This is a genomic window from Rhizobium leguminosarum bv. viciae USDA 2370 (assembly GCF_002008365.1).
In the GTDB taxonomy this organism is placed as follows: Bacteria; Pseudomonadota; Alphaproteobacteria; order Rhizobiales; family Rhizobiaceae; genus Rhizobium; species Rhizobium leguminosarum.
The window spans coordinates 1-15,406 of the sequence record NZ_MRDL01000035.1 but is presented as its reverse complement, the minus strand read 5'-3'; the positions used below and the strand labels follow the sequence as shown (position 1 = coordinate 15,406).

At 60.8% G+C, this 15,406-nt stretch carries 14 protein-coding genes, 1 pseudogene and 1 riboswitch; of the genes and pseudogenes, 8 read left to right on the top strand and 7 right to left on the bottom strand.

Features of this window, described 5'->3' with window-relative positions; all coding sequences use genetic code 11:
• Nucleotides 1–90 precede the first annotated feature (90 nt).
• Nucleotides 91–1,050 carry a helix-turn-helix domain-containing protein gene (locus tag BS629_RS14850; RefSeq protein ID WP_018243705.1) on the bottom strand — a complete coding sequence of 320 codons (960 nt, stop codon included), beginning with the start codon at nt 1,048–1,050 and terminating at the stop codon, nt 91–93.
• Between the two features lie 209 nt (nt 1,051–1,259).
• On the opposite strand from BS629_RS14850, the gene msrB reads away from it, so the two are divergent.
• On the top strand, nt 1,260–1,745 hold the full coding sequence (gene msrB / locus BS629_RS14845; protein WP_018243704.1) for a peptide-methionine (R)-S-oxide reductase MsrB: 486 nt from the start codon (nt 1,260–1,262) through the stop codon (nt 1,743–1,745).
• 49 nt (nt 1,746–1,794) lie between these two features.
• On the opposite strand, the gene BS629_RS14840 is transcribed toward msrB, so the two are convergent.
• A complete protein-coding gene (locus tag BS629_RS14840) occupies nt 1,795–3,003 on the bottom strand; it encodes a TIGR03862 family flavoprotein (RefSeq protein ID WP_018243703.1) in 1,209 nt (402 codons plus the stop codon).
• 68 nt (nt 3,004–3,071) lie between these two features.
• Complete coding sequence (locus tag BS629_RS14835; RefSeq protein WP_018243702.1) at nt 3,072–3,494, bottom strand: MerR family transcriptional regulator; 423 nt, start codon at nt 3,492–3,494, stop codon at nt 3,072–3,074.
• Between the two features lie 71 nt (nt 3,495–3,565).
• On the opposite strand from BS629_RS14835, the gene BS629_RS14830 reads away from it, so the two are divergent.
• The 6 genes from BS629_RS14830 (at nt 3,566) to BS629_RS14805 (ending at nt 11,702) form a co-directional block, all read left to right on the top strand.
• A complete protein-coding gene (locus BS629_RS14830) occupies nt 3,566–5,839 on the top strand; it encodes a heavy metal translocating P-type ATPase (RefSeq protein ID WP_018243701.1) in 2,274 nt (757 codons plus the stop codon).
• A 163-nt stretch (nt 5,840–6,002) separates the two neighbouring features.
• A riboswitch (cobalamin riboswitch) is annotated at nt 6,003–6,226 on the top strand.
• Between the two features lie 265 nt (nt 6,227–6,491).
• Nucleotides 6,492–6,713 carry a glutaredoxin-like protein NrdH gene (gene nrdH, locus BS629_RS14825; protein WP_018243700.1) on the top strand — a complete coding sequence of 74 codons (222 nt, stop codon included), beginning with the start codon at nt 6,492–6,494 and terminating at the stop codon, nt 6,711–6,713.
• Between the two features lie 14 nt (nt 6,714–6,727).
• The gene (gene nrdI / locus BS629_RS14820; protein ID WP_018243699.1) at nt 6,728–7,132 is read left to right on the top strand and encodes a class Ib ribonucleoside-diphosphate reductase assembly flavoprotein NrdI; all 405 of its coding nucleotides are present in this window, start codon (nt 6,728–6,730) and stop codon (nt 7,130–7,132) included.
• Complete coding sequence (gene nrdE / locus BS629_RS14815) at nt 7,111–9,315, top strand: class 1b ribonucleoside-diphosphate reductase subunit alpha (RefSeq protein ID WP_018243698.1); 2,205 nt, start codon at nt 7,111–7,113, stop codon at nt 9,313–9,315. The genes nrdI and nrdE overlap by 22 nt, the downstream gene beginning before the upstream one ends.
• A gap of 87 nt (nt 9,316–9,402) precedes the next feature.
• Nucleotides 9,403–10,377: a class 1b ribonucleoside-diphosphate reductase subunit beta gene (gene nrdF, locus BS629_RS14810; RefSeq protein WP_026188536.1), complete on the top strand. Its 975-nt coding sequence runs from the start codon at nt 9,403–9,405 to the stop codon at nt 10,375–10,377.
• 104 nt (nt 10,378–10,481) lie between these two features.
• Nucleotides 10,482–11,702: an adenylate/guanylate cyclase domain-containing protein gene (locus BS629_RS14805; protein ID WP_018243696.1), complete on the top strand. Its 1,221-nt coding sequence runs from the start codon at nt 10,482–10,484 to the stop codon at nt 11,700–11,702.
• A 4-nt stretch (nt 11,703–11,706) separates the two neighbouring features.
• On the opposite strand, the gene queE is transcribed toward BS629_RS14805, so the two are convergent.
• The 4 genes from queE to BS629_RS14785 all read right to left on the bottom strand — a co-directional run bounded on the left by queE (nt 11,707) and on the right by BS629_RS14785 (nt 14,744).
• Entirely contained in the window at nt 11,707–12,435 is a 729-nt protein-coding gene (queE, locus tag BS629_RS14800; RefSeq protein ID WP_018243695.1) for a 7-carboxy-7-deazaguanine synthase QueE, read from the bottom strand.
• Nucleotides 12,432–12,788, bottom strand: a complete 357-nt coding sequence (gene queD / locus BS629_RS14795; RefSeq protein WP_026188535.1) for a 6-carboxytetrahydropterin synthase QueD — start codon at nt 12,786–12,788, stop codon at nt 12,432–12,434. The genes queE and queD overlap by 4 nt, the downstream gene beginning before the upstream one ends.
• Entirely contained in the window at nt 12,788–13,498 is a 711-nt protein-coding gene (gene queC, locus BS629_RS14790) for a 7-cyano-7-deazaguanine synthase QueC (protein ID WP_018243693.1), read from the bottom strand. Before queC ends, queD begins: the two co-directional genes overlap by 1 nt.
• A 184-nt stretch (nt 13,499–13,682) precedes the next feature.
• Nucleotides 13,683–14,744, bottom strand: coding sequence for a LacI family transcriptional regulator (locus BS629_RS14785; RefSeq protein ID WP_077988299.1), 1,062 nt, complete (start codon nt 14,742–14,744; stop codon nt 13,683–13,685).
• Between the two features lie 308 nt (nt 14,745–15,052).
• Between BS629_RS14785 and BS629_RS14780 the strand changes: the two are divergent.
• Nucleotides 15,053–15,406 (top strand): annotated as a pseudogene (locus BS629_RS14780) (sugar ABC transporter substrate-binding protein); the annotation flags it as partial.

The window sequence follows — 15,406 nt, the reverse complement described above, 5'->3', positions numbered from 1 at the left end:
GGGCGGGTCATCCATACCGCAGTGCACAGTGTCGCAGACCTGCGACAGCATCGGGTTACGATTGCTCCAGGAGCGGGACCTTTGCTCCGATCAGTGGAGATCGAGCTTATTCATCTTCCTGTGTAGCGTGGCGCGGCTGATGCCGAGCGCGATCGCGGCCTGCGAAACATTGCCGCCGGCGCGCGACAGCGCCCGCAGCAGTGCCGCCTTCTCCGCCTCGACCATCTCGTCCTGCTGGGAAACGCCAGCCTCGTGCAGGGCATCGGCTGCCGGAATGCCGGCGGCGATGCGTTTGTCGTCCAGCTGCAACGCGACGCGGGCGGCGCGCGTCGCGCCGAGCACCAAATCGTGCCTGTCGACGGCCAGCAAAGCGGCGGCGGAATTGGTGCCGGCCGGGACCATCAGGAAACGGGCGCCGGCAAAGGCCGAGCGGAAGAGGTTGAGCTCGATGCGCATCGCTGCATCGCGCACGGTCTGCGTCAGGATCGCCAGCGTCATCTCGTTGACGTCTTCGCGACATGCGGAGATGTCGAGGGCTGCGGCCACCCGGCCACGATGATCGCGGATCGGCGCCGTCGTGCAGCTGAGGCTGGTATTCGAGCTGAAAAAATGCTGATCGCGGAAGATGGCGACGGCACGCTCGTCGGCAAGTGCAGTGCCGATACCGTTGGTGCCGATGCTGGCCTCTGTCCAGACCGAGCCGGTCCAGAGCCCGAGTTCGCGGAATTCCTTGTCGTCGCCGGCAGCGCCCCGGCGCTCCAGCGCGATGCCGTTCTTGTCGGTCAGAAGCAGGCAACAGCCGGCCCTGCCAACGGTGGTAAAGAGACGATCGAGCTCTTCCGTCGCGCTGGCGATCAGCTGATCGGACTGCTCGCGCGCACGGCGGAATTCCAGGTCGGTGAGGCGCAGTGGAGCCCGCTGGTCCTCGGGGGCGAGCTGGTGCATGGTCATGCACCGCCGCCATGAGGCGACAACAGGAGAACTGGCTGCCGCAGAGTCGCGCTGGGCAGACGTGTAGACGTACTCGGCGTGCGCTGAGTGTTCGTGCATCGGCTCCTCCCACCGAATTTCAGCACACTCTGATGGAAAAGCGGCTGGTTTGCAATCGGCCGGCGCTGGCGCTCGTCAGCGTGCGGCGCCTGCTGACGAAAGTGGCTGAAATCACATTTCGGTGTTTGGGCAGCCATGGCGTAACAAATGACCTCTCTCCCTCGTAGTTCTGTACAGAAGCAAGGTTTGCCAGATGAGGAGATCCGACCATGCTGAACAGACGATTGTTGCTGATGGGCGCTGCTTTTGGGGCGCTTGCGGTTCGCTCAGGTCCGGCCGGCAAGGCAATCGCCGGCGAGAGGTTTGCGGTGACCCACACCGAGGAGGAATGGCGCAAGCTGCTGACGCCGGATCAATATGTCATCCTGCGCCAGGCGGGGACGGAACATCCCTTCACCAGTGCCTTGCTGCATGAGGAGCGAAAGGGCAATTTCGCCTGCGCCGGCTGCGACCAGGACCTCTTTTCCTCGACCACCAAATTCGACAGCGGCACTGGCTGGCCGAGCTTCTGGGCGCCGCTTGAAAATGCCGTCGGCACGACCGGCGACACGACCTTCAGCATGGCACGTACCGCCGTGCACTGCAGCCGTTGCGGCGGTCACCTCGGCCATGTCTTCGATGACGGCCCGAAGCCAACCGGGCTTCGCTACTGCATGAATGGTCTCGCTATGACCTTCCATCCGGCCTCGGTCTGATTGAGGATGATCTTGTTGTTTTGCCTCAAGGCTGACAGCTTCCAGCGCTCTAGCGCTGCAGCCAGGCCTCGATGCCACGGGCTGCCGCCCGGCCGGTCGCCAGGCAGGCGGTGAGGAGATAGCCACCAGTCGGCGCCTCCCAGTCGAGCATTTCGCCGGCGACGAAGGTGCCCGGCAGTGCCTTCAACATGTAGCTCTCGTCGACGCCGCTCCAGCGGATGCCGCCGGCTGAGGAGATCGCTTCGGCGATCGGGCGGGTTTCGATCACCGGCACCGGCAGGGCCTTGATCATGCGGGCGAGACGCTCCGGATCGGTTCGGTCGCGCTCGGGAGCGAGTTCGCGCAGCAGCGCCGCCTTGACGCCGTCGAGGCCGGCGCCCTTGCGCAGGCGGTTTGAAAAGCTCGATTTAGCGTCCTGCCGCGCAAGGTCGCGGCTCAACCTGTCGATGGTGCGGCCGGGTGCAAGGTCGAGCGTCAGGACGGCGCTGCCATGGTTCGGCAGCCGGTCGCGCAACGCGGCCGTATGGGTATAGACGAGGCTGCCTTCGATGCCGCTGCCGGTGATGACGAATTCGCCGGGAAAAGTGCCGGCCTCGGACGTGGCGGTGACTGATTTTACCGGCTCGCCGGCGAAACGCTCGCTGAAGTTCCCGCTCCAGCCGACGACGAAGCCGCAATTGGCGGGTTGAAAAGTGTCAATTTCCACACCCCTGCCGGCCAGCCAAGGTACCCAGGTAGCATCCGAGCCGAGGCGCGGCCAGCTTGCGCCGCCGAGCGCCAGCAGGGCTGCGTCGCAATGGACGATGCCGCGCCCTTCGGGCGTTTCGAAAACATAGCCGTCTTCGGCAAAACCGGTCCAACGGTGGCGGGTGCGCAGCGTGGCGCCCTGTGCCTCCAGCCGCCTGAGCCAGGCGCGCAGCAAAGGCGAGGCCTTCATCACCTTCGGAAAAACCCGGCCGGACGAGCCGATGAAGGTTTCCGTCCCGAGCTCGCTTGCCCAATTCCTGATATCATCAGGGGTAAAGGCATCAAGAGCGGGGCGCAGACGGGCGGAGGCCGCTCCGAAGCGCGTGGTGAAACGGGCATAATCCTCGGAATGGGTGATGTTGAGACCGGACTTGCCGGCCAGCAGAAACTTGCGGGCAAAGGTCGGCATGGCGTCATAGACGGTCACCGCATGACCGGCACGGGAAAGCAGTTCGGCAGCCGCGAGACCCGCCGGGCCGCCGCCGATGATTGCAATCCGCTTCTGGTTCATTGATGTCTTCGCCCGATTCTGTCTCGTTCAGTTTTGGCGCGGGCGCGGATCGCCTGCAAGGGCGGAGATCAGTGGTGGGGATGCGTGCACTGGCCGTGGTCGGCGAGAACCTCGATGACGCGGCATTGGTCGACGCGGCCGTGGCCGCAGCCTTCCACCATGGTTTCCAGCTCGGCCTTCAGCGCCCTCAGGCTGCGGATGCGCTGCTCGACCTCGATGAGGCGGGCCTTGGCAATGGCGTCGGCCGAGGCACAGGATTGGTGCGGATCGTCCTGCAGGGTGAGTAGCGTGCGGATCGCCTCGATCTCGAAGCCGAGTTCGCGGGCGTGGCGGATGAAGGCGAGGCGGCTGATATCGGCGGGTTCGAAGGAGCGCTGGTTGCCCTCGCTGCGGCTCGGCGCCGCGAGCAGCCCGATGCTCTCGTAATAACGCACCGTCGGTACCTTGACGCCACTCTGGCGGGCGGCTTCACCGATCGTGATCCTTTTCATAATTTTCCTCTTGCACCTCTAGTCGCTAGAGGATGTAGGAGGGATGCTTCTATTTGACAAGGAAGCGGTTCATGGCTGAGAGCGAAACACGATACCGGGTTGGCGGCATGGATTGCGCCGCCTGCGCAACCAAGATCGATACGGCGGTCAGACGCGTGGCGGGTGTCGCCGATGTTTCCGTCTCGGTGATGGCGGGCACGATGACCGTCCGGCATGATGGCAGCAGCGATCTCAAGACGATTGAGAAGAAGGTGACCGGGCTCGGCTATTCCGTCGCGCCGCTTGCCGGAAACGCTGCGCCTGCGCATGAACACGGCTCGCAGCACCGTCATGACCATGGACATGATCACGGTGATCACGCGGGCCATGACCACGACCATGAAGGGCACGATCATGCAGGCCATAGTCATGACCACGACCATTCTCACGATCATGCCGAGAAGGAAATCGAGGGGCTGCACGGGCACGACCATGCGCCGATGGCCGGTCCCTGGTGGCAGAGTAGGAAGGGCCGGCTGACCATCCTTTCGGGTGCGGCACTCGTTGCCGCCTATGCCGTCGGCCATCTCGTGCCGGCGATCGCGTCCTATGCCTTCATCGTCGCCATGCTGATCGGGCTGGTGCCGATCGCTCGGCGCGCCGTCATGGCCTCTTTATCAGGCACACCGTTTTCGATCGAGATGCTGATGACGATCGCCGCTGTCGGCGCCGTCATCATCAATGCCGGCGAAGAGGCGGCAACCGTTGTGTTCCTCTTTCTGGTCGGCGAGTTGCTGGAAGGGGTGGCAGCGGGCAAGGCGCGCGAAAGCATCCAGTCGCTGACGGCCCTGGTGCCGAAGAGTGCGCTACTCGAAGACAATGGGCAGACACGGGAGGTGCCGGCGGAAAGCCTTTCGGTCGGCGCCATCATCATGGTTCGTCCTGGCGACCGGATCTCGGCGGACGGCATCATCATCTCAGGCGAGAGCGCGATCGACGAGGCGCCGGTGACGGGCGAGAGCACGCCGGTGCGCAAGGGCGTCGATGCCGTCGTTTTTGCCGGCACGGTGAATGGCGATGCGGTGCTCAGGGTTCGCGTCACGGCGGCTGCCGCCGACAATACCATCGCCCGCGTCGTCAAGCTGGTGGAGGAAGCTCAGGAATCGAAGGCGCCGACCGAACGCTTCATCGATCGGTTCTCGCGCTATTACACGCCCGGCGTCGTCGTGGTCGCAGCGCTTGTCGCGGTCGTTCCACCGTTGCTGTTCGCTGGGCCGTGGGGCGAATGGGTCTACAAGGGCCTTGCGATCCTTTTGATCGGCTGCCCCTGCGCGCTCGTCATCTCGACGCCGGCGGCGATCGCCGCCTCGCTTTCATCCGGTGCGCGGCGCGGGCTGCTGATGAAGGGCGGCGCGGTGTTGGAAACGCTCGGCAAGGTGACGATGGTCGCCTTCGACAAGACAGGCACGCTGACAGAAGGCAAGCCTCAGGTGAGTGACATCATTTCCTTTGGCCTGAGCGAGGCGCAGGTGCTGTCGCGCGCGGCGGTGCTGGAGCAGGGTTCCAGTCATCCGCTGGCGCTGGCGATCCTCAACCGCGCCAAGGCGGACGGCGTTCCCGTGCCGCCGGCCTTCGAGCTTGAAGCGCTGCCGGGCAAGGGTGTCAGCGGCAAAGTCGGCGGTGAGGCGCTGGATCTGCTGTCGCCGCCTGCCGCCCGCGAGCGCGGGACGCTCAGCGCGGAACAGGATGCACGCATCACGGCGCTGAACGACGAGGGCAAGAGCGTGTCGGTGCTGCTCGTCAACGGTGTTGCGGCCGGCCTGATCGCCATGCGTGACGAGCCGCGTGAGGATGCCGAGGCCGGGCTCGCTGCGCTCAAATCAGCAGGCATCAAGGCGATGATGTTGACGGGCGACAACAAGCGGACGGCAGCAGCCGTTGCCGGTATGCTCGGCATCGATTGGCGCGGCGAGATGATGCCAGAGGATAAGCAGCGGGTCGTCGGCGAATTGAAGCGCCAGGGCTTCATCGTCGCCAAGGTCGGCGACGGCATCAACGATGCTCCGGCGCTGGCCGCTGCCGATATCGGCATCGCCATGGGCGGCGGCACCGATGTGGCGCTGGAGACGGCGGATGCCGCCGTGCTGCACGGACGCGTTGGCGACGTGGCGCGGATGATCGAACTTTCCAAACGCACGATGCGCAACATCCTGCAGAATATCACCATCGCACTCGGGCTGAAGGCGGTGTTTCTGGTGACGACGATCGCAGGGATCACCGGGCTCTGGCCAGCGATTCTTGCCGATACCGGCGCCACCGTGCTGGTGACGATCAATGCACTGCGGTTGCTTCGGATAAAAATATGAATGTCGTTTGAGGAGCCGGCTTCTGCCGGCTCTTTTTATGATGGGTTCTCCACAGCGCTTTTCCGTTAACGCTTCGTTATCCACATCATACACAGCGCGGCGATTCGTTGCCGCCATTGCTGCGCCGCCACAACAACTTGTTGACGTCATGATCGATTCGCGTACCATATCTAGTGTTCGAGGTTCCGTCGATTCGTGAGGATCGGCGGCTAAGACGGGAATTCGGTGCGCTTCGCCATCATGGCGCGGCAATGCCGGGGCTGCCCCCGCAACTGTAAGCGGCGAGCAACTGTCCGATTTCAGGTCACTGGAGCATGATGCTCCGGGAAGGCTGGGCAGGCGCTTTGACCCGTGAGCCAGGAGACCTGCCTCGAACGAAACGTCCACGGGCGGGGTGTCCGGAAGGTCGCGTTGCATGGCTGCGGGGAATCTCCGCATCGCGTTTCGCAGGCCCGAACCTCCGCATGAGCCACTTCGGGGTGAAGTCATGTCAGAATTTCAGTTCAGGCCGCCACCCACTAGAGGTAGAGGGCGGAGTACGCCCAGCGGCTAAACAGCCGCACAGCTCAAAATCATCAGAGAATTTTTCGACGGATATCGACAGATTTCCGATCGATGTCCTGCGCCCAATCGCATCGTCACGAGGAATATCATGACCATTACCGTCTACAGCAAGCCTGCCTGCGTCCAGTGCACTGCCACCTACCGCGCCCTCGACCGTCTGGGCGTCGATTATGACATCGTCGATATCTCGCAGGATGCCGAAGCGCTCGATCGCGTCCGCAGCCTCGGCTACATGCAGGCGCCTGTCGTCATCGCCGGCGAGCAGCATTGGGCGGGCTTCCGTCCCGACATGATCAGCGCGCTCTCCTGACCTGAGGACAAGCGATGGGCCTGATCGTCTATTATTCCAGCCGATCCGAGAACACCCATCGGTTCGTCGCCAAGCTCGGTCTGCGCGCGGCGCGCATTCCGCCAGGTGGCGCAGACGCGTTCCATATCCGCGAACCCTTCGTGCTGATCGTGCCGACCTATAGCGGCGACGGCGGCAAGGGTGCCGTTCCCAAGCAGGTGATCCGTTTCCTCAACGATGCGGAAAACCGAGGACACATCCGCGGCGTGATCGCCGCGGGCAACAGCAATTTCGGCGAGACATACGGGCTCGCCGGCGACGTGGTCTCGCAGAAATGCCAGGTGCCGTACCTTTACCGGTTCGAGCTCATGGGTACCGAAGACGACGTCGCCAAGGTCAAACACGGAATGGAACGATTTTGGACACGGGAACAAACCTGACGCGGGATGCGGGCGCAAAACCGCATCAAACTTTTGCTCAGCCCGCCGGGGAGAGGTCGCCGAAAGCAGCCGAAACCCTCGACTATCACGCGCTGAACGCGATGCTGAACCTCTATGACGATGAGGGGCGGATTCAGCTCGACAAGGATCGTTTGGCGGCCAAGCAATATTTCCTCCAGCATGTGAACCAGAACACAGTGTTCTTCCACAATCTGAGGGAAAAGCTCGATTACCTCGTGACCGAAGGATATTACGAGCAGGAGGTTCTCGACCAGTATTCCTTCAATTTCGTGCGGGATCTGTTCGACCAGGCCTACGCCAAGAAATTCCGTTTCCCGACCTTCCTCGGCGCCTTCAAATATTACACCAGCTATACGCTGAAGACCTTCGACGGAAAGCGCTATCTCGAGCGCTATGAGGACCGCATCTGCATGGTGGCTCTGGCCTTGGCGCGTGGCGACGAGGCCCTTGCCCGCGACATGGTCGACGAGATCATTTCCGGCCGCTTCCAGCCGGCAACGCCGACCTTCCTCAATGCCGGCAAGAAGCAGCGCGGCGAACTGGTTTCCTGCTTCCTGCTGCGCGTCGAGGACAATATGGAATCGATCGGCCGGTCGATCAATTCGGCGCTGCAATTGTCGAAGCGCGGCGGCGGCGTGGCGCTGTCGCTGACGAATATCCGCGAGGCAGGCGCGCCGATCAAGCATATCGAGAACCAGTCCTCGGGTATCATCCCGGTGATGAAGCTGCTCGAAGACAGTTTCTCCTATGCCAACCAGCTCGGGGCGCGGCAGGGCGCGGGTGCGGTCTATCTCAATGCCCATCATCCCGATATCATGCGCTTCCTTGACACCAAGCGCGAAAATGCCGACGAAAAAATCCGCATCAAGACGCTGTCACTCGGCGTCGTCGTGCCCGATATCACCTTCGAACTCGCCAAGAACAATGAGGATATGTATCTGTTCTCGCCCTATGACGTGGAACGCGTCTATGGCGTGCCTTTCACCGAGATTTCGGTGACGGAAAAATATCGCGAGATGGTGGCGGATGCCCGCATTTCGAAGAAGAAGATCAAGGCGCGCGAATTCTTCCAGGTGCTTGCCGAAATCCAGTTCGAGAGCGGCTACCCCTACATCATGTTCGAGGACACGGTGAACCGGGCGAACCCGATCGCCGGACGTATTTCGATGAGCAATCTATGCTCGGAAATCCTGCAGGTCAGCGAGGCGAGCGAATATCATGACGACCTTTCCTACAAACATCTCGGCAAGGATATTTCCTGCAATCTCGGCTCGCTGAATATCGCGGCGGCAATGGATTCGGCAGATTTCGGCAAGACGATCGAGACCTCGATCCGGGCGCTGACAGCCGTTTCCGACATGAGTCACATTTCCTCGGTTCCCTCGATCGAGAAGGGCAATGACGAGAGCCATGCGATCGGCCTCGGCCAGATGAACATGCACGGTTATCTCGCCCGCGAGCGTATCTTCTACGGCTCCGAGGAAGGCGTCGATTTCACCAATATCTATTTCTATACGGTGACCTATCACGCAATCCGCGCCTCGAACCTTTTGGCGGTCGAACGCGGTACGAGCTTCAAGGGCTTCGAGAATTCGAAATATGCCTCCGGCGACTATTTCGACAAATATACAGAGCAGCTCTGGGAGCCGGCGACGGAGACGGTCAGGGCGCTGTTCGAGACGTCAGGCATTCACATTCCGACGCAGGAAGATTGGGCCACGTTGAAGAAGGCGGTGATGGCCTCCGGCCTCTATAACCAGAACCTGCAGGCGGTTCCGCCGACGGGGTCGATCTCCTATATCAACCACTCGACCTCCTCGATCCATCCGATCGTCTCGAAGATCGAAATCCGCAAGGAAGGTAAGATCGGCCGCGTCTATTATCCGGCGCCGTTCATGACCAACGACAATCTCGACTATTATCAGGATGCCTACGAGATCGGGCCGGAGAAGATCATCGACACCTATGCGGCGGCGACCCAGCATGTCGACCAAGGCCTGTCGCTGACCTTGTTCTTCCGCGACACGGCAACGACGCGCGACATCAACAAGGCGCAGATCCATGCCTGGAAGAAGGGCATCAAGACGATCTATTACATCCGCCTTCGCCAGATGGCGCTGTCCGGCACCGAGGTGCAGGGCTGCGTATCCTGCACCTTATGATTTGATTGCGGCTGACGCTGCAAGAAGCGGGAGGGTTCCGCAGTTCCCTTCGCCATGCAGACGCTGACGCCCGAAAAGGACCACCCGATGAACATGCAAATCAAACCTGCGTCCCGCGTGCGCGCCATCAATTGGAACCGCATCGAGGACGATAAGGATATCGAAGTCTGGAACCGGCTCACCGGCAATTTCTGGCTGCCGGAGAAGGTGCCGCTTTCGAACGACATTCCGTCCTGGGCGACGCTGACGCCGGTCGAGCAGCAGCTGACCATTCGCGTCTTTACCGGTTTGACGCTGCTCGACACGATCCAGAACGGCGTCGGTTCCATCCGGCTGATGGAGGATGCGGTGACGCAGCATGAGGAGGCGGTACTTTCCAACATCTCCTTCATGGAGGCGGTGCATGCGCGCTCCTATTCCTCGATCTTCTCGACGCTGTGCTCGACGCCTGACGTCGACGATGCCTATCGCTGGTCGGAGGAGAATGAATTCCTGCAGCGGAAATCGGCGCTGATCATGGAGCAGTACGGCTCCGACGATCCGCTGAAGAAGAAGGTCGCGAGTGTCTTCCTCGAAAGCTTCCTGTTCTATTCCGGATTCTACCTGCCGATGTACTGGTCGAGCCGCGCCAAGCTCACCAACACGGCCGACATGATCCGACTGATCATCCGCGACGAGGCGGTGCACGGCTATTATATCGGCTACAAGTTCCAGCGCGGGCTGGAGCGGCTCGGTGAGGAGAGAAGGCAGGAGATCAAGGATTTCGCCTTCGAGCTGCTGCTCGAGCTCTATGACAACGAGGCTAGATATACCGAAGCGCTCTATGACGGCGTCGGGCTGACCGAGGATGTCAAGAAATTCCTGCACTACAATGCCAACAAGGCGCTGATGAATCTGGGCTATGAGGCGCTGTTCCCGGGTGAGGCGTGTAAGGTCAATCCGGCAATCCTGTCAGCGCTTTCGCCGAATGCCGACGAGAACCACGACTTCTTCTCCGGCTCCGGTTCCTCCTATGTGATCGGCAAGGCTGTCGCGACAGAGGACGAGGACTGGGATTTCTGAGGCTTGATCGCAGTCTCCCTCTTATCATTTGCTCTCTCATCGCCCACATTCAGCGGAAACTAAATTTGGTCCTCGCCTGTAACGTGGCGTAGCGGGAGTTTTTGATGTCGTCTTTTTTGAGCAAGGCCGGGACTGCCGTCGAGGCGGGCGAAGGCGTCTGGCCGGTCCGCAGAAGACGGATTCTCGACTGGCTGGTGAACGAGACGCGCGGCGAGCGGTTCATCGACAATATCCTGGTGGAGATGTGCGAGAAGCTTTTGGCATCAGGAGTGCCGGTGGCGCGGGCGACATTGCATTTCAGGATGAACCATCCGCAATGGATTGGCGCCCGCATCCTCTGGAAGGAAGGCCTGGCCGAGGCGAAGATCAACACATTTGCCTATGGTATCGAAAATACGCCGGAGTTCCTGAAGAGTCCCGTCAACGCGATCCATCAGGGGGCGGAGGAGGTGCGCAAACAGCTGGAAGATACAGCCGACGACGAGGATTCATTCTATCAGGAACTGCGCGACGACGGTCTCACGGAGTATATCGCCTGGCCAGTCGAGCACACTTTCGGCAAACGGCACGTCGCGACATTTTCCACCAGCCGGCCGGGCGGTTTTACGAACGAGCATGTCGATTTCCTGCGCGATCTGCTGCCGGCACTGACCCTCGTCAGCGAAATCCGGCTGAAGAACATCATGGCGCGCACGCTGCTGCAGACCTATGTCGGACCGCATGCGAGCGAACAGATCCTGTCGGGCGTCACGACGCGCGGCAGCGGCGCGACCGTCGGTGCGGCAATCATGATCTGCGACCTGCGCGACTTTACTGAGATTTCCGATCTCTGGCCGCGTGACGATGTCATCCATCTGCTCAACGATTACTTCGACGCCATGTCGGATCCGATCGAACGGTATGGCGGAGAAATCCTGAAGTTCATGGGCGATGGATTGCTGGCGATCTTCCCGCTGAGCAAGGACACGGCCTGTCACGATCTGCTGCAGGCGATCCGCGAAGGGCAGGCGCTGATGGCGCAATTGAACCAGCAGTATGCGGGCAACGGACGCGAACCGCTGCGCTACGGCGTCGGCGTGCATGTCGGCGACGTCATGTACGGCAATATCGGCTCGCGCCGGCGGCTGGATTTCACCGTCATCGGCCCGGCGGTCAATGTCGCCTCGCGGCTTGAAACCTTGACTAAGGAGGTCAAGCGTCCGGTACTCTTGTCGCGGGCCTTTGTCGAAATGGCGGACTGCGCGAAAGACATGGACAGCCTCGGCACCTTCCCGCTGCGCGGGCTCGGCGAGCCGGTCGATGTCTTCGCCTTTCCGGAGCGCTAGAAACTTATACTCCTCGCTTGTTACCCCAGAGCAGCACATGCAGTTGGGGTAGTACGCGTACCGCAAACCATTGGTCGGCCGTCACCCTTTCGACAAGCCAGTGCATCCGATCCATCACGCCGTCGATATCAATGCGTGCGTCCTCGTCATCGGGCGGCGGCGGCGTATGATTGCCGGGCTGAAGGAACAAGGGAATTTGGGGATAGCGCCGACCCGCGCGCTGGGCGAATTCGTAGTCGGCATCGTCGAAGACGACAATCTTCAATGCGACCTCCGGTCCGCCGGCGGCCAATTGAAGGCAGTGATCCACCTGGTCCCAGTCCGTCAGCATTCCGCTTGATGGCGGTTTGGGGCTGATGACCAGGATATCGAGATCGCGAAACCAAGCCTGGGCCACACTTCCCTGTGTTTCCAGCGCAAAGCGGTATCCTTGGGAATGGCCGAGTTCGATCAATGGCCTTAAGGGCTGTATCGCCGGATTGCCTCCGGAGAGAGAAACCGTCAGTGGCTTGCCCCCCGAGAGTTCCGTGACCTTATGCCAGACCGCCTCAGTGGACATGGGAATCCATTGATCCCGGAACGCGCTGTCGACCGCGTGAAGACTGTCGCACCAGGAACACCTGAAGTCACAGCCGCCTGTCCTCACGAACACCGTCGGCAGCCCGATCAAGGCACCTTCACCCTGTATGGTCGGGCCAAAGATTTCGCTGACGCGAATGCTCCCCACGCTCACGGCCTGTACTCCGCCCAGGTTTTGGGGGTCTCGCTGACGCGAACGGATGAGGTCTCTGGAAAGCGCTGCTTGCACCAGTCGTAAAAGTGCCTTGCCAGAAATTCCGAGGTGACTTTCGAATGGCCGAAGACGTCGTTCAGGTGACGATGATCGAATGTTTCGTCGATATAGCGCTTGACTGGCGAGAGGTCGTGATAATCACGAACGAAGCCATCATCATTCAGGCTTTCCGCAGCTAGTTCGACGATGACGATGTAGTTGTGACCGTGAAGCCGAGCGCATTGATGGTCGGCAGGCAGGTGATCCAATTGATGCGAGGCGGAGAGATGAAACTCCTTGGTGATGCGGTACATCAACGCACCTCCGTGGCCGAGTATCGCGACACGGCCGCTTTCCAGAAATCGCGGTCTTCGTACTCCGTGGGATCGGGAACACCGGCAAGATGGAAAGCTTCACGGCGTTCCACGCAGGTTCCGCAGCGTCCACAGTGAAGCTCGCCGCCTTTGTAGCAGGACCAGGTCTCCGAAAACGGCGTGCCGTGTTTCGCGCCGTCAACAACGATCGCCGCTTTGGAAACATCGACATAGGGGGCAAGCAGTTTCACGCTGGCATAACCTTCCAGCGCTTCATTCTGCATGCGCTGGAAAGCATCGATGAAGCCCGGTCGGCAGTCCGGGTAGATGAAGTGGTCGCCGCCATGCACGGCGACGGCAACGGCATCTGCCTTTTGCGCCGCAGCCAGACCGAACGCAATTGCCAGCATGATGGCATTGCGGTTCGGCACGACGGTGGCTTTCATGGTCTCCTCGGCGTAGTGGCCATCGGGAACCTCGACATTGTCCGTCAGGGCCGATCCGCTGAGATGACCGCCGATGCTGGCGATGTCGATAATATGATGGGGAACGGAGAGCCGTGAGGCACAGCTGGCGGCGAAGTCGAGTTCCTTGCGATGCCGTTGGCCGTAGTCGAATGAGACCAGGCCGATAAGTTGCTTTTCCGTCGCGACCTTGTGGGCAAGCGAAACGGAGTCCAGTCCGCCTGAGCAGACGACGATGGTTTTCATATTTTGGATCCCTTGTTTTGACCGGGTGGGCTGCGACCGGATTACGCGGTGCTTCTAGGACAAATCACGCGTCATGGAAACAGTTTTGAAGCGTGAGCGTCATTGCGGAATGAGATGTCGTTGATTCCGCTGGGGTTTTCATGGCTTTTTGGTCTGATGCCAACGCTCCCCACAGCCGGGTAGCCTAACCGATCGGAAAGTTGATCTGCGGCGGCAGAAGAAGCTGCAGATCCTGGGCGTCCGGATTGTTGATGCGCTGCAGCAGCATGCGTCCCAGATCCTCGCCGGCCGCCGTCAGGTCCTCGTGGATCGTGTCGACCTTCGGCTGCAACTGACTGAGAAGGCGGGACGTCTCCTTGGCGACGATATCGTAATCGGCGGCCAGTATGCGGCCGGCATCGCTCATGCCGCTGATGACGGCAAGCGCCGAAACTTCGCCGGGGCAGATGAAACCATCCGGAGCATCCGGAGCATCCGGAGCATCAGCGCGGCTGCTAATGAAGTCGCGCAGCACGCCTGCTGGCGTATCGAGATCGACTGCCTCGGGGATCTCATAGGCGATGCCCGCCTCCCGCACCGCCGTCATGAAACCATGCAGGATATGCTGGCAGAAGGTAAGCCGTTTCGGCGGCAGGATCACCGCCACCTTTTTGCGGCCCTTGGTGATCAGCCGGCGCGTCGCCTCATAGGCAAAGGTGAAATTGTCGTAGTCGACATAGGGGTGAGGCGTCGAATATTCGGTGCGGCCATGACAGATGAAGGGAAAGCCGGTCTCGAGCAGCAGGCGGACGCGGGCATCGAGCGGTTCGGTGCGCGTGAAGATCAGCCCGTCGGCGAGGTGATTGCGGATGATATATTCGGCGGCCTCGATATCGGTCGTCGACAGGAAGTTCGGGGCGACGACAAGATGGTAGGAGGTCTCTTTCAGCGCCTTGGCGATGCCGTACATGATCAAGGTGCTGAAGCCGACCACTTCCTCGTGCGAATCGAGCAGGATAGCGATGACATTGGTGCGGCCGGTCTTCAGGCGCTGCGCGGCCCGGTCAGGGAGATAGCCGATCTCGCGGGCGATGCGGTGCACGCGTTGACGGGTCTCGAGCGAAATCTGCGGCGCATCGGAAAGCGCCCGTGACACCGTCGTCACGGCAAGGCCGGCGATCGTGGCGATCGTTCGCAAGGTCGGCTTGCCGCGCTTATGCGTGATATCGAGATTTTCGCCGCGCTGCGGTCGGGACGGTTCGGTCACCCTTGGCTTTCCATGCTGGAATTGCCGATACCATAACACGATGAATCCGGCGTGCAATCGACGAATGAAAACGTTTTAAATTTTAACGTTCTGTTAGCCACGGATTAAATATGAATTATATTCAGTAACTTACGGAAATAGCCATATTTTTCTCGAGAGTCGAGAAAGGGCTTGACGACAGGAGGCTTATAACGTTTTAAATTGTCAACCGCGCGGAGGAGTGCGGCCGTATGCTGACCGCTGCAATGGCGGGAAGCATCGGGCGGCAGGGAGGGTCCCGCCGCCGATTTGCAAATGGGAGGAAATTCATGCGCAAGTTTTTGAGCTCGGCAGCTATTGCTGTCGTGATGATGGCTGGCCTCAGTGCTGTCCATGCCGCCGACGTGAAGGAAGTGCAGATGCTGCACTGGTGGACGTCAGGTGGTGAGGCAGCGGCGCTGAACGTATTGAAGCAGGATCTTTCGAAGGAAGGTTTTGCCTGGAAGGACGTGCCGGTTGCCGGCGGTGGCGGCGATGCGGCGATGACGGCGCTGAAGGCGATGGTTGCGGCCGGCACCTATCCGACGGCCTCGCAGATGCTGGGTTATACCGTGCTCGATTATGCCCAGGCCGGCGTCATGGGCGATCTGACCGAGACGGCGAAGAAGGAAGGCTGGGACAAG

Excerpts from the sequence above, each read along its gene's own strand:
- nrdF (WP_026188536.1), top strand. The coding sequence starts at position 9,403 with ATGAACATGCAAATCAAACCTGCGTCCCGCGTGCGCGCCATCAATTGG.
- nrdI (WP_018243699.1), top strand. The coding sequence starts at position 6,728 with ATGGGCCTGATCGTCTATTATTCCAGCCGATCCGAGAACACCCATCGG.
- BS629_RS14830 (WP_018243701.1), top strand. The coding sequence starts at position 3,566 with ATGGCTGAGAGCGAAACACGATACCGGGTTGGCGGCATGGATTGCGCC.
- BS629_RS14850 (WP_018243705.1), bottom strand. The coding sequence starts at position 1,050 with ATGCACGAACACTCAGCGCACGCCGAGTACGTCTACACGTCTGCCCAG.
- queC (WP_018243693.1), bottom strand. The coding sequence starts at position 13,498 with ATGAAAACCATCGTCGTCTGCTCAGGCGGACTGGACTCCGTTTCGCTT.
- queD (WP_026188535.1), bottom strand. The coding sequence starts at position 12,788 with ATGTACCGCATCACCAAGGAGTTTCATCTCTCCGCCTCGCATCAATTG.
- BS629_RS14835 (WP_018243702.1), bottom strand. The coding sequence starts at position 3,494 with ATGAAAAGGATCACGATCGGTGAAGCCGCCCGCCAGAGTGGCGTCAAG.
- msrB (WP_018243704.1), top strand. The coding sequence starts at position 1,260 with ATGCTGAACAGACGATTGTTGCTGATGGGCGCTGCTTTTGGGGCGCTT.
- nrdH (WP_018243700.1), top strand. The coding sequence starts at position 6,492 with ATGACCATTACCGTCTACAGCAAGCCTGCCTGCGTCCAGTGCACTGCC.
- BS629_RS14805 (WP_018243696.1), top strand. The coding sequence starts at position 10,482 with ATGTCGTCTTTTTTGAGCAAGGCCGGGACTGCCGTCGAGGCGGGCGAA.
- BS629_RS14840 (WP_018243703.1), bottom strand. The coding sequence starts at position 3,003 with ATGAACCAGAAGCGGATTGCAATCATCGGCGGCGGCCCGGCGGGTCTC.